Source organism: Allomuricauda sp. XS_ASV26 (genome assembly GCF_041224615.1).
Classification (GTDB): Bacteria; Bacteroidota; Bacteroidia; order Flavobacteriales; family Flavobacteriaceae; genus Flagellimonas; species Flagellimonas alginolytica.
The window spans coordinates 393,309-407,223 of record NZ_JBGFGK010000031.1 but is presented as its reverse complement, the minus strand read 5'-3'; the positions used below and the strand labels follow the sequence as shown (position 1 = coordinate 407,223).

Sequence of the window (13,915 nt, the reverse complement as noted above, 5' to 3'; positions counted from 1 at the left end):
TCGGTTTCCTCAAAACTGAACATTAAATACTTAACTATGAAAAACAACAAAAGAGCCCTCCTTGCTATTTTTGGGGCCAGCTTACTATTTTTGGCCTCCTGCCAACAGGGCAACAAAAAAGAAGAATCGACCGAACCTGCCAATCCTACAGCAGAACAAACCGAACCTGTTCCACCGCCAAAAGGCATAATCTCCTTAAAGGAATCCAAATCACTTTACGACAATTACACGAAAAACAGAGTGGACATGATCGAAGAGTTCGAAGCGGAGAGAGAGCCCGAAAAAGAATTCGATGCCGCACGCTTCACCTCCTTTACCTACGCCGATATGAAAAATTATATGGCTTACGTAGAGCAAGAAGCCAAAGAGGCAGGGGTAGAAGTTGCTTCTTTAAGACTATACTTTGCCAATTACCCCAACAAACCTGATTTTCCCGACGGAGAGAAGGTGGTCCACCCAAGACAAAACTCTATTTTTATTGTTCCCACCACTATTATTGATGGGGAAGAGCTCGGGTTTTACATTGATGCTGAAGGAAAAGCAAAACCTATTAAAAACGTGGTGGGCAGTTCCGAAGACCAAGGAAACGACGAAGGGAACACTGCCAAGGCCAGTATGATTCCCACTCTTTTTCAGGATGACGGAACGAGCTTAAACTTAAACCATGGCAACTCTGGTCCTCCGCCATATACCGATTTTCAATAGTGCATGATGTTTGAAAGCTTTTTTAGCCTGGATTTTCTTTTAAAACAGTTTTATATTCCGCTTTATCTTATAACGTGGATGATATCACTATGGCGCTACAAAAGTTTTTTTGACACTGCCCTAAAACATTTACCGATACTCATCATTTATACTTTTTTCACCGAAGTATTGGGATATTTTATCAAGTATAATGATGAGTATCAATTTTTTTCCGATGGGAGATACAATTGGCACAACGTAATAATTTATAATATCTACCAAGTAGTGTTCTTCGTTTTTTTCCTTCAGGTATACAAAAAAGTAATCAAGAGCAAGAAGGTCAAAAAGCAGATTCGCTACTTGAACATTGTTTGCGTTCTTTCCTATACAATCAATGCTATCGCCTATAATCCCCTGCACAACCAAACCACCTATGCCCACATTATCGGGTCTCTGATTTTACTTTATGTACTCGTTATCTATTTTAGGGAAAAGTACTTGGAGGAATCACCATACCCTCTTAAATTCAATTTGATGTTTTGGCTAAGTTCCGGCCTGACCATATTTTACACTTTCTTCCCAATAATATCGATGATTTATCTACTAAAACTCAATATTGGCGTACAAATATATTTTAGACCTATACTCCTCACTTCAATAGCCCTAATGTACGGTTTGATCATTGTTGGATTGATCGCTGGTAAAAGAAAAGCGTTCCGATAAACTACATCTTCATCAATCAATAAAGCACAAAGACTTATATTCCTTATTTTAGCTCTTTTAAAAACCTTGACACTTAGCCTGTTGCCCACACATGGAGGAGCTATTCACTTTTTTACGCGAACATTACATCCTCCCATTTTATCTTATAGTTTGGCTAGTGGCCATGGCAAGATACCGTACTTATTTTGATACCCAATTAAAATATTACCCCATATATCTGATGTACACATTTATGACAGAAATATTGGGATATTTTATCAAGTTCCACGAAGAGTTTCAAATAGTGAGCAATAACGATTACGATTGGTACAACGTAATAATCTACAACATATATCTCACCCTATCCTATTTGTTCTTTTATTATATCTATTGGAAAACGGTAAAAGAAGAAAAACACAAAAAATGGATACGTTATGGAGCAGGCATCAGCTTAACCGGATATGCCATCAGTCTTTTTTTTCAGAACCCTTTTTATTCCGACCTTTACTATGCCGACTTATTGGCTTCGTGGGTACTTTTGTTTAGTATTTGGCTATACCTTAAAGAAAAGAAGGCAGAAATAAGTCCTTATCCATTAAGATATAACCTATTGTTTTGGACAAGTGCAGGGTTGGCCATTTTTCAACTTTTCTTTCCCTACCTTATAATTATTGGTTACGAGGCTCCCAATATTTGGATAACCTATAATTTTAGGGAAGTCCTCAAAATTCTTATTTTGATAATGTACGGTTCGTTTTTAATCGGGGTCCTGATTCACCGTAGAAGGGCATTTAGATAAAAATAAGCCCAAACAAAAACGCCTCCCGATGGGAGGCGCTGATATTATAATAAATCAAGATTTACATCGCTGCAACCTTGGTCATCAATTTGCTTTTAAGGTTTGCCGCCTTATTATTATGAATGATGTTTTTCTTTGCCAATTTATCTATCATTCCAACAACAGTGGGCAACAAAGCTTCAGCAGCTTTTTTATCTTCTTCGTTACGTAATTTTTTGATGGCGTTACGCACAGTTTTGTGCTGATACCTATTACGCAAACGCACTGCTTCGTTTCTTCTGATTCTCTTTAATGCTGACTTATGGTTTGCCATTGCTAAAAATTAATTCTTTCTTAATCCTTTTTTTTGTAGCCCGTAGGGGAATCGAACCCCTGTTACCAGGATGAAAACCTGGCGTCCTAACCCCTAGACGAACGGGCCATTGATTTCAATACTATCCGGGACAACCCAAATATACAGGTTTCAACAACCTTTGTAGCCCGTAGGGGAATCGAACCCCTGTTACCAGGATGAAAACCTGGCGTCCTAACCCCTAGACGAACGGGCCATTATGTTTGCATAATTGCGGATGCAAAAATACAACTATTTTTAAGTCTTGCAACAGTAATTTTGTTTTTTTGACATCTGTTTAATAGGCCTTTGCAAACAACACCCTCCGAACAGAAGGTTTTCCTGTTACCATACAGCTACCTTCCTCCTTTTCCGCGTTCAATGGGATACAGCGAATAGTGGCCTTGGTCTCCTCTTTTATCTTATCCTCCGTCTCTGTGGTACCATCCCAATGGGCCGAAACAAATCCGCCCTTTTCCTCGATTATTTTTTTAAACTCATCGTAAGAATCTACTTGGGTTATATGTTCTTTGCGGTAATCCAAAGCTTTCTTGAAAATGTTTTCCTGAATATCACCCATTAAAGAGACTACCTTATCCACAACCTCTTCGGCTTTTACGATTTCCTTGGTCAAGGTATCCCGTCTCGCAACCTCAAAAGTACCATTGGCAAGGTCCCGTTGGCCCACGGCTAAACGAACAGGCACGCCCTTAAGCTCATATTCATTGAATTTAAAGCCTGGTTTATGAGTATCGCGAGTGTCATACTTAACGGTAATCCCCCTATCCCTTAACTCTTTCACCAATGGATCCACTTTTTCTGAAATGGCATCCAACTGATCCAACCCTTTATAAATCGGAACAATAACTACCTGGATCGGTGCCAATTTAGGGGGCAACACCAAACCATTGTCATCGCTGTGCGTCATTACCAAGGCTCCCATCAATCTGGTGGAAACACCCCATGAGGTTGCCCAGACATATTCTTGTTTCCCTTCTTTGTTTGCGAACTTTACATCAAAAGCTTTTGCGAAATTCTGCCCTAAAAAGTGAGAAGTGCCAGCCTGTAGAGCTTTACCATCCTGCATTAGAGCCTCTATACAAAAAGTCTCTTCTGCTCCCGCAAAACGTTCGCTTTCCGTTTTTGTGCCCTTGATCACAGGAACACCCATATATTTTTCGGCAAACTCGGCATACACGTTCATCATAAGCTCCGCCTCCTCCATAGCCTCTTCTCTTGTTGCATGAGCCGTATGTCCCTCTTGCCATAAAAATTCGGCAGTCCGTAAAAAAAGGCGCGTTCTCATTTCCCAACGAACCACATTTGCCCATTGGTTCACCTTTAACGGAAGATCTCTATACGATTGAATCCATCTGCGGTACGTATCCCAGATAATGGTTTCCGAAGTTGGCCTTACGATCAGCTCCTCTTCCAATTTCGCATCCTCGTCCACCACAATGCCACTACCATCCTCGGCATTCTTTAGCCGGTAATGGGTCACCACGGCACACTCCTTGGCAAAACCTTCCACATGGCTCGCTTCCTTACTTAAGTAAGACTTGGGTATAAACAACGGAAAATAAGCATTCTCGTGCCCTGTCTCCTTGAACATTTTGTCCAGTTGGCCCTGCATTTTTTCCCATATGGCATAACCATAGGGCTTAATTACCATACATCCCCGAACTCCTGAGTTTTCCGCCAAATCTGACTTCACAACCAGTTCGTTGTACCATTTGGAATAATCCTCTTCTCTTCTTGTTAAATTTTTACCCATCTGTTGTAGTTTGGCACAAAACTTGTGCCTTTAAGTCTTGAAATGATTGGGTAAAACTAATTATTTTTAGTATGTTCAACAATAAAAATTGCGCCATGTTAAAGTCTTTACTCCACAATAAATTGAGAACGCCCTCCATATTGATGATAACTGCCATCCTTATGGCATCGTGCGGCTCCTACCAACAAGCATCTTATTATGATGATGGAATCTATTCTACCAACGATCGTGTAGTTGGGGTAGAAAAGAAAAATGCCGAAGCTATGCGGGTTGAAGAGCAGGAAAATAATATGTATGGGGATTATTTTGGCCAAAAGGCAAACGAATATGGCGAAATATTGGATGACGAAGTTTTCACCGACATCGATAGTTACTCAAGTCAAGTTCGAAATGACTCGATTCCTTATGGTGAACAAACCGATTATTTCGCGTACAACAATAACTATAACGGCAACCCTGGGTGGGGAGACAATCCAACAAGCATCTCCATAAACGTTTACGATAACAGTTGGGGCTGGGGAGGCTATTACGGCTGGAACGATCCTTGGTTATGGAATGCCGGATGGGCATGGAGCACTGGCTGGGGCTGGGGCTGGAACAACCCTTGGAGATGGAACCGCTGGGGCTGGGCAGGCTACGGTTGGGGCTGGAATGCTGGTTGGGGCTGGGGCTACCCATATAATGGCTGGGGCTGGGCAGGTTACGGCTGGGGCGGCTATTATGGTCGCCATTGGAACAACCCGTACAACAGAGGGTACTACGGCAGAAATTATGCCTATATGTCCGGAAGAAGAGGATATAGTTCACGCATTCCCGGCACTACCCTATCATCTAGAACTAATGCCTATGCCAGTAGATACAGAAGCAATAGTGGCCGTTCCAATGCAACGGTTTCCCGAAACAGCAATTTGGCCAATAGAAGCTCTCGTGGATATAGCAATCGTTCCAATGTAAGACGCTCTGTAAGTGCGGATGCCGTGGCCAGAAACCAAAACTATAGAACAAGCAGAAGTACACGGACCTCTCCCAATTACAATAGAAGCTCAAGAAATTATCCTTCTTATGGAACATCGCCTTCCACGCGCAGTAGTAGGAGTTACAACAGAAGTAGCTCATCTTCATCGAGAAGCTACAGGAACCCTAGTGGAACCTCAAGAAGCTACCAATCAAGAAGTTCTGCTCCCAGCAGAAATTACAGTCGCTCCTCTAGTAGGTCAAGCTCCAGGAGTTACCGCAGCAGCGGTTCCTCCAGCAGCAGATCTAGCGGAAGTTACAGAAGCTCCGGTGGCAGCTCAAGAAGTTCTGGCGTAAGTAGGTCTTCCGGTTCATCAAGGTCTTCGGGAGCATCTCGTTCTTCAGGAGGAAGTAGAGGTGGCAGAGGTGGCGGAAGACCATAATTCCACAAACGGCATAAAAAAACTAAAACATAAAAAATGAAAAGAATCTCAACTTTCATAATGGTATTGGCTTGCACTTTCGCAAGTGCTCAGACCATCGACGATGTATTGCGCTACAGTTCCGAAAACCTTCAGGGAACTGCAAGGTTCCAAGCCATGGGCGGCGCATTTGGTGCTTTGGGAGGCGACTTGTCCGCCCTAAATATCAATCCTGCGGGTTCGGCCGTGTTCAATTTTAGTGAAATTGCCATCACAGGATCCAACTATCATACCAATAACGATGCACTTTACGGAAACAGCGTAACCAATACAACATCCAACTCTTTGGATTTTAATCAGGTCGGTGGCGTATTTGTATTTAATTCATCCAACGATGGTCCTTGGAAGAAAATTGCGCTGGCATTCAACTATGATTTGGTGAATAACTTTGACAATGAATTCGTTGCTACCGGAAACACTTCAGTCGGAATTGACAATTATTTCCTCAATTTTGCACAAGGAGAACCATTGGGGCCATTGCGAACCCAACAAGGGGAATTTATCGAAGAGGCTTATTTGGATATTGGCTCTAGTTTGGGCTATTCCGCGCAACAAGCGTTTCTTGGTTTTCAGGCCGGATTAATAGAACCCGTTGATGATGATGACCAAAACACAGCTTATTTCTCCAATGCCCAATACGGAAGCGTAAACCAGAGATTTATCCAAAACACATCGGGCTACAATAGCAAGTTCACCTTGAATTTCGCCAGTCAATACGAGGAGAGCCTTTACATAGGGGCCACGCTGAATTTTCACAATGTATTGTACGACAGGGTCACCTATTTGGATGAAAGTGGCTACGATGCCGAATCCCCGATTCAGTTTGCCTCTTTTGACAATTTATTGCACACCGAGGGACACGGTTTCTCCTTTAGCGTGGGCGCCATAGCCAAATTGAACCAATCCATTAGGGTGGGCGGTAGTTATCAATCACCAACATGGTATAGACTAACGGATGATACATCCCAACGCATCAACACTAATTTGGCGGTTTCCGATATCGACTTCATCAATTTTGGCATTGTTAACCTATATGATGAATACAGAATCAAAACACCCGAAAAGTATACCGGTAGTATTGCCCTTGTATTTGGACAAGAAGGACTGATCAGCTTGGATTATTCGTACCAAGATATGTCCAAGGCCGAACTTAGACCCACATCCGACCCTAGTTTTGGCGCTGAGAACGATTTTATAGCCAGCACGCTGGGTGCTGTAAATTCGTATCGACTTGGTGGCGAATACAGGATACAGGAAGTAAGCCTTAGAGCTGGATACCGGTTTGAAGAAAGCCCTTATGAGGATGGTGATTTTATTGGTGACCTAAATGGGTTCTCCGCAGGAATTGGTTACAATTTTGGTCCCAACCGACTGGATTTGGCCTTTAGTAGAACCGAACAAGATGTAAATTCATATTTATTTGATGGCGGCATCGATAGCGCAACCTTTATAGAAAGGGTCAACACCAATATATCCCTGGGCTACACCTTAAAATTTTAGAATACAATACGAAGATGATATTCAATGGCCGGAAGAAATTCCGGCTTTTTTTATCGCACCAATGAAAAGTGTCGGCGAACCGAGGTAGCCACCAATACACCCTCGTCGTCGCGTTCATAATCCAAACGGAACCAATAATCGGAAGAGGGCATATCACGACCATTAAATGTTCCGTCCCAACCGATATTTACATCTATTTGTTTTAATAGTTTACCATAACGGTCAAAAATATAAACCACCGGATTCACCAACTCCTCAACACCGTAAACATTCCAGTTATCGTGAACCCCATCGCTATTGGGCGTAAAAAATTTAGGATAACCGACCACTAAAAACTCAATAGGATCGGTTATACCACATCCGTTTTTATCGTTGATCACCACGGTATTTATCCCGGGAGGCACATCGTAGAACAAGGGGTCGTCCTGAAACTCTCCACCGTTAATGGCATATTCGTAATTACCATCGCCCACGGGCACAATCTCGATATTGTAGGGGTCAGTTTGATCACTGTTTACCAAATCGTCGATTACCCGGACCTCATCCAATTCGGGCGTTCCGTAAAAGGTAATCAAGATGTGGTCAGGATAAACTTGTCCAAAATTATTTTCAATCTCAACATAATATCTTCCTGAATTAGGACTTGAAACCACCAACTCGGCACCAAAAGAACCTGTCCCTGGCAAAGTAGCATCAATAATTCCATCATCCTCATAGTCCACACTCCATTCTACTGAAGTGATATTGGAACCCGCCGGCGAGTTTAAAGCAGACAAGGTGATATCCGGGTCACCCTCGCAAGCAACAATATCGAACCCTAAAAACTGGTCACGAAGTGTACAATCCAAAGCGCTGTTCTGATCAGCATCTACCGAAGACCCTGTAAACGTAAGGATAAAATCTTCTGGCTCGTCATCAAAATTGGTGTTGTAGTTGTTAATGTACAAATAGTAAATTTCCCCAGCAGTCACATTTAACCATTCGTCGTAGGTGTTTTGACTGGACTTTACAAAGGGAGCTCCCTCCCGGCCATCCACAGGGTTAACTCCAATTCCGGTAAAACCTGTGTCGTTGTATTCGTAATTGCAGCGAATCGGCTGGGCGCTGCCATCCCCTATTATGGTACAAAAATTATCATTGGATGTTTCATCAAATGGCCCATATAGTGCAAAATCCCATTCCGCCGTTATAGGGCCTCCGGGATTAACGGGCAATGCCTCAATATCAAACCCTATTTGACCGTCCGTTCCAGCCCTAAATACGAACCAGCCCGTATTGTTTTCTATATTGGCAGAACTTACGCTACCTTTTTCCAAACATCCTGTTTGGGTAATCACTTCCGGGTCAAAATCGTCGATATCCCCACCTCCATCGGTGGTCCCCAAGATAGGCGCGTCGGCGCAAACAGGAATTGCAGTTCTACAATCTGGCGAGTTTTGCGCACTTGTCGCTTGAAATAGAAAAAAACAGCAGACAGCGCTGAAAAGGGCTTTCATAGAATTTTGGGGCTAAAGGTTATTCTATTTATAACCTGTATAACTCCTTAACTCATCGTTTTAGTATGTTTTTATCCGAAAAATTTGCAGTTAATCGATGAAAGGGACGTTTACCGTTATCTTCTCAAAGAAAAGTGACTTTGTAAATACTTGGCATAGGTTCTGTTCCCACCCTCGTCTATATAAGATAATTTAAACCAATAATCGGTAGAGGGAAGTGGTTTCCCATTTAAGCTGCCATCCCATCCAGGGTCGAACTCCGTCATCTGTTTTATAAGTTTTCCATAACGATCAAATATGGTGACTATTGGAGAATTTAAAGTAGAAAGCCCCTCTATTTGCCATGTTTCGTTCAAAACATCCCCATTGGGAGAAAAAATGGGCATAAACCCAACAACGACAATATCTTCTTGAACCTCGCCGCAACCATGGGGATCTCGCATGGTAACTCTGTGAACACCTGGAGCTACGGCTGTAAAAAGGTTGCTTTCCTGAAACTCTCCACCATCCATACTAAACTCGTAGGCCCCAGAAGTTTCTGTATTGATGGTTACCGTGTTGTTTACGCTCATATCCTCGATGTCGATACTGGAAATTGCCGGCAAATTGGATATGGTTACAGACACGGTACGGACAGTTTCGCATACAACTCCATTGGATTCATTGCTCACCGTGAGCGTATATTCCCCTTCTTCCGAAACCAGAATGGACGGTGTTTGTTCGCCGGATTCCCACTCGTAGCTATAGTTGGGGTCCGGTGTTGTTTCCCCTATTTCTAAAACGCCTACCGATTCACAAATCACCACTTGCTGGTCAAAGGTTAAAACCGGGGTCTCAATGGAATTCAAAATAAAACTTTGACTGGCATCGTAACAATCCGGGTTGGACAAAGATGTGGTCCTAACAAAGATCGTTTCTGTACCACCTATGGGCATGTAATCCTTATCCAACGCATCGACCCCTGCGACGGCGTCTTGTTGGGAGGCATGATAGCTCACCATGACACTTTGGGGGTCCATGTCACCCAGCGCTTCGGAATTCTTTGCGTTCAGATCAAAGATCATATCAAAATCATAACAAACAGACTCATCTTCGAGCGTGCTCGTCACCGGAACTTGGTTGAAGCCAACCTGAACATCACTTATTTCACTTCCGCTAGGCGTTGAAACCACTACGCGATACTGACCCGAAACTTGTGGACTGTAAACTGAGCTCACCTGACCTGTAATCAATTGAAATCCACTGCCCGTATCCATGTACCACTCATATCCCAGGGCTCCGGAGGTAGTAGCATCCAAGATAATATTCTCGCCCTCACATGCGGTTATGGGTGGACCCAGAAGGTTACTAACAATGGAACAGTCCAATGCAGTATTCGGATGATTCTCCCAAATATCACCAGTAAACTGTATGGAAAAGCCAGAATTTACATTGCTAAAATTATTGATGAACAAATAATAATCTTCACCAGCCTGCACCTGAACCCAATCTTCAAAATGTACCGAATCCAAATCACCAGTTGGATCTTCCCCTACTCCAATAAAACTGGCTCCCTCACTATTGTCAAAAAAGTTGCACCGAATGGGTTCGCCCAAATTATTGCAGTCGGTAGCTCGATAAAGTGCAAAATCCCAATCTTCGTTGCTATTATGGCCAATATTAAACCCCAACTGACCTGCCTCTGCGGTCCTGAACCGGTACCAGGATGAGTTGGATTCAATGGCACCAGTAGTTGTTTGCTCCAAACACCCACTAGAGGTCGCACCGTAAAAATCGTCGGAACCAAAACCATTGGTACCTCCATTGATAGGAGTATTGTTACAAATGGGAATGGCATCCGTACAATCTTGGGCCACCTGTGCCAGAGCACCTTGGCAAAATAAGAACAGAAGTAAAGTCTTTGAAATCGATTTCAACATAAAACACTGTGGGTTTGCGCATTATAAAAGTACCATGGCATAGGTCTTAACAATAATTTATGTTGTCAAACCCTTGATACCAGATGTTAAATCGTTCATTAATGTATATCTTTGCTCTCTTTAAGCAACAGCTATGAAACTTGAGCAAACTTTGGAAGAACAACACGACGAAAGAGGTGAGGACCATGTAGGGTCTGCATCTACCGACACACCCATGAGAGAAGATGCTTTTGTATTGAGCGATGAAGAAAAAATCGAGAGAATACAGAACAATGTAAGGGAAATTATGCTTACGCTCGGACTTGATCTGGATGACGATAGTTTGAAAGGAACACCAAAACGCGTGGCAAAAATGTACGTACAGGAAATCTTCGGAGGATTGCACCCTGATAGAAAACCAAAATCGTCCACGTTTGACAATAAATACAAGTACGGTGAAATGTTGGTGGAAAAAAACATTGTGGTCTATTCCACTTGCGAACACCATCTGCTACCCATTGTAGGAAGGGCACATATTGCCTATATTTCCAATGGTACCGTTGTTGGTCTCTCCAAAATGAACCGTATTGTGGATTATTTTGCCAAACGGCCCCAGGTTCAAGAACGTATGAACATCCAAATTGTAAAGGAACTTCAGAAAGTATTGGGCACCGAAGATGTTGCTTGTGTTATCGACGCAAAACACCTTTGTGTCAACTCCCGTGGAATCCGCGATATAGAAAGCAGCACGGTAACCGCGGAATATGGCGGAAAGTTTAAAGAAGAAGCCACACGAAGAGAGTTCCTGGATTACATTAAACTAGAAACCGAATTTTAATCCTAAAAGATTAATGCAACTTTATAAACACCAACCAGTACGAATCCATAATTCACTTACCGGAAAAAAAGACCTGTTCGAACCCATAAACGAAGGCCACGTAGGCATGTATGTTTGCGGTCCTACCGTATACAGTAACGTGCACTTGGGCAACTGCCGCACGTTTATGTCGTTCGATATGATCTTTAGGTACTTCAAACATTTGGGATATAAAGTGCGTTACGTTCGAAACATCACCGATGCCGGACACTTGGAAAACGATGCTGACGAAGGTGAGGATAAAATTGCAAAAAAGGCCAAACTGGAGCAGATTGAACCCATGGAAGTGGTGCAGCGCTACACCGTGGATTTCCATAACACCCTGCAGCAATTCAACCTTTTACCACCCAGTATTGAGCCAACGGCCACAGGTCATATTATTGAACAAATAGAGATCATTAAAGAGATCCTTGAAAAAGGATTTGCCTACGAAGCAAATGGCTCTGTATATTTTGATGTGGTCAAGTTCAACCAAGATCACGATTACGGAAAATTAAGTGGTAGAAAGTTGGAGGATATGATCACCAACACTCGAGAGCTTACCGCCCAGGACGAAAAAAGAAACCCTCAGGATTTTGCCCTCTGGAAAAAAGCGGAACCCCAGCACATCATGCGCTGGCCATCCCCTTGGGGAGATGGTTTTCCCGGATGGCACTTGGAGTGTACTGCCATGAGCACCAAATATCTGGGCGAAACCTTCGATATTCACGGCGGAGGAATGGACCTTAAATTCCCCCACCACGAGTGCGAGATCGCACAGGCAGAGGCCAGTACGGGCAAATCCCCTGTAAACTACTGGATGCACGCCAATATGTTGACCCTGAACGGCAGAAAAATGTCCAAATCCACGGACAACAACATCTACCCTGCCGAAATTTTTAGCGGCGACAATAATATTTTAAGCAAGCCCTACACCCCTGCAGTGGTTCGCTTCTTTATGATGCAGGCCCATTATACCAGCATTTTAGATCTTAGTGACGAAGCATTACAGGCATCTGAAAAAGGGTACAACCGTTTGATGGATGCTTTGGACGGAATCGATAAACTCAAAACCGCAGACAAAACAGATTTTGATGTGGCTACTTGGAAGCAGAAATGCTACGATGCCATGAACGACGACTTCAACACGCCAATTTTAATTGCACAGTTGTTCGAGGCCGTAAAGCATATCAACTTGATCAAAGAGGACAAGGAAGCAATTTCTGCTGAAGACAAAGAGGTGCTTTCCAGTTCACTTAAAGCCTTTGTTTACGATGTGCTCGGTATCGAAAATCAATCCATGACCAAAGATGATTCCAATACACTAAATGGTGTTATGGAATTATTGATTGATATTAGAAATGAAGCACGGGCCAAAAAGGACTTTGCTACTTCCGACAAAATCAGGGACCAATTGGTTGAGTTGGGCATCCAAATCAAAGATGGTAAGGACGGGACCACTTTCAGCGTAAATTAATGCTTGATAAATTTTGATTGGTACTCCCCTGGCGAAACGTGTATTTTTCGCTTGAACAAACGGTTGAAATACGAGCGGTTTTCAAACCCACATTCCAAATAAATCTCCTTTATTTTCCTATCGGGATCTTTTAAGAGATTGATGGCCATTTTTATGCGTTCGCTGTTAATGTAATCAATCGGGGTTACTCCTAATTCTTCTTTAAAAGTCTTATGGAAATGCGATTCGCTCATACAGGCTTTTTTGCTCAGATCACTTACGGACAAAGGTTCGTGCAAGTGCTGGGAGATAAATTCGATTACATAGGCCAACCGATTGTTAGAACTTATTTTAGAGGCATTTTGCATGTATTTTTCCCGCGTATTGCCCTGTAAAATTCGAATAATCAATTCCTGAAGCATGTTGTCCACAAAATAGTCTTTGGACGGATGGTTCTCGGTGAACAAGTACAATAATCGCTGAATAATACCATAAATACTGGCATCGTTGGTAAAGTGGTAGTTGTAATCCATCAAAACCCATTCAGTTCCATCGTGTTTCGGCATTACTTCGTTCATTAAATTGATGACTTTGTTTATTTTTTCATCGGAAATGGCCATGGCCAAGCAACGTGTCGGATTCTCTTCGTTTGCTTCTGGAAAATCAATGCACATAACTTCATTGGAGGGAAGAATCAAGGACTCACCCGGCAGGAAATTAAATGACTTCTTATCCCTGAGATGCATTACCTTTTTCCCTATCAGCATAGAGGCGAGCACAGGTTGATCAAACTGAAGGAATACTTTTTCTGCTTGCAGATGCGTCTCAAAAACATGCATTGAAGCATTGTTCAAAGTATAGGAGGTTTGGTTCTCGACCAAATATTCCAGCTTTCTTTCTTTAAAGAATTTATCCGGTAAATGCATATAAAATACCCACTTCTTAATAAATTATATAAATACTTAATAAATATAAAAATTATG

Annotated in this window: 12 protein-coding genes and 2 tRNA genes; 7 read left to right on the top strand and 7 right to left on the bottom strand. The window is 42.6% G+C overall.

Features of this window, described 5'->3' with window-relative positions:
* Positions 1-36 precede the first annotated feature (36 nt).
* The 3 genes from AB9K32_RS09280 (at position 37) to AB9K32_RS09270 (ending at position 2,185) form a co-directional block, all read left to right on the top strand.
* Positions 37-705: a hypothetical protein gene (locus AB9K32_RS09280; protein ID WP_224835306.1), complete on the top strand. Its 669-nt coding sequence runs from the start codon at positions 37-39 to the stop codon at positions 703-705.
* Positions 706-783: 78 nt separating this feature from the next.
* Positions 784-1,407 (top strand): hypothetical protein, encoded by a 624-nt coding sequence (locus AB9K32_RS09275; RefSeq protein WP_293294084.1) that lies wholly within the window; start codon positions 784-786, stop codon positions 1,405-1,407.
* Positions 1,408-1,498: 91 nt separating this feature from the next.
* Entirely contained in the window at positions 1,499-2,185 is a 687-nt protein-coding gene (locus AB9K32_RS09270) for a hypothetical protein (RefSeq protein ID WP_369885008.1), read from the top strand.
* Positions 2,186-2,246: 61 nt separating this feature from the next.
* On the opposite strand, the gene rpsT is transcribed toward AB9K32_RS09270, so the two are convergent.
* The 4 genes from rpsT to proS all read right to left on the bottom strand — a co-directional run bounded on the left by rpsT (position 2,247) and on the right by proS (position 4,290).
* Positions 2,247-2,498, bottom strand: a complete 252-nt coding sequence (gene rpsT, locus AB9K32_RS09265) for a 30S ribosomal protein S20 (protein WP_207069686.1) — start codon at positions 2,496-2,498, stop codon at positions 2,247-2,249.
* 36 nt (positions 2,499-2,534) lie between these two features.
* Positions 2,535-2,606, bottom strand: a tRNA-Glu gene (locus tag AB9K32_RS09260).
* Positions 2,607-2,661: 55 nt separating this feature from the next.
* Positions 2,662-2,733, bottom strand: a tRNA-Glu gene (locus AB9K32_RS09255).
* Between the two features lie 81 nt (positions 2,734-2,814).
* The gene (gene proS / locus AB9K32_RS09250) at positions 2,815-4,290 is read right to left on the bottom strand and encodes a proline--tRNA ligase (protein ID WP_369885007.1); all 1,476 of its coding nucleotides are present in this window, start codon (positions 4,288-4,290) and stop codon (positions 2,815-2,817) included.
* A gap of 95 nt (positions 4,291-4,385) precedes the next feature.
* Between proS and AB9K32_RS09245 the strand changes: the two genes are divergently transcribed.
* Positions 4,386-5,687 (top strand): hypothetical protein, encoded by a 1,302-nt coding sequence (locus AB9K32_RS09245; RefSeq protein ID WP_369885006.1) that lies wholly within the window; start codon positions 4,386-4,388, stop codon positions 5,685-5,687.
* A 36-nt stretch (positions 5,688-5,723) separates the two neighbouring features.
* On the top strand, positions 5,724-7,226 hold the full coding sequence (locus AB9K32_RS09240; RefSeq protein WP_369885005.1) for an OmpP1/FadL family transporter: 1,503 nt from the start codon (positions 5,724-5,726) through the stop codon (positions 7,224-7,226).
* A 50-nt stretch (positions 7,227-7,276) separates the two neighbouring features.
* Here AB9K32_RS09240 and AB9K32_RS09235 read toward each other — a convergent pair whose 3' ends face one another.
* Entirely contained in the window at positions 7,277-8,722 is a 1,446-nt protein-coding gene (locus AB9K32_RS09235; protein WP_224835312.1) for a T9SS type B sorting domain-containing protein, read from the bottom strand.
* A gap of 116 nt (positions 8,723-8,838) precedes the next feature.
* Positions 8,839-10,641 carry a T9SS type B sorting domain-containing protein gene (locus tag AB9K32_RS09230; RefSeq protein WP_369885004.1) on the bottom strand — a complete coding sequence of 601 codons (1,803 nt, stop codon included), beginning with the start codon at positions 10,639-10,641 and terminating at the stop codon, positions 8,839-8,841.
* 133 nt (positions 10,642-10,774) lie between these two features.
* Here AB9K32_RS09230 and folE point away from each other — a divergent pair, with 133 nt between their 5' ends.
* On the top strand, positions 10,775-11,458 hold the full coding sequence (folE, locus tag AB9K32_RS09225; protein ID WP_224835314.1) for a GTP cyclohydrolase I FolE: 684 nt from the start codon (positions 10,775-10,777) through the stop codon (positions 11,456-11,458).
* Between the two features lie 13 nt (positions 11,459-11,471).
* Entirely contained in the window at positions 11,472-12,953 is a 1,482-nt protein-coding gene (cysS, locus tag AB9K32_RS09220) for a cysteine--tRNA ligase (RefSeq protein WP_224835315.1), read from the top strand.
* On the opposite strand, the gene AB9K32_RS09215 is transcribed toward cysS, so the two are convergent.
* Positions 12,950-13,858: an AraC family transcriptional regulator gene (locus tag AB9K32_RS09215; RefSeq protein WP_224835316.1), complete on the bottom strand. Its 909-nt coding sequence runs from the start codon at positions 13,856-13,858 to the stop codon at positions 12,950-12,952. The genes cysS and AB9K32_RS09215 overlap by 4 nt on opposite strands.
* Positions 13,859-13,915 lie beyond the last annotated feature (57 nt).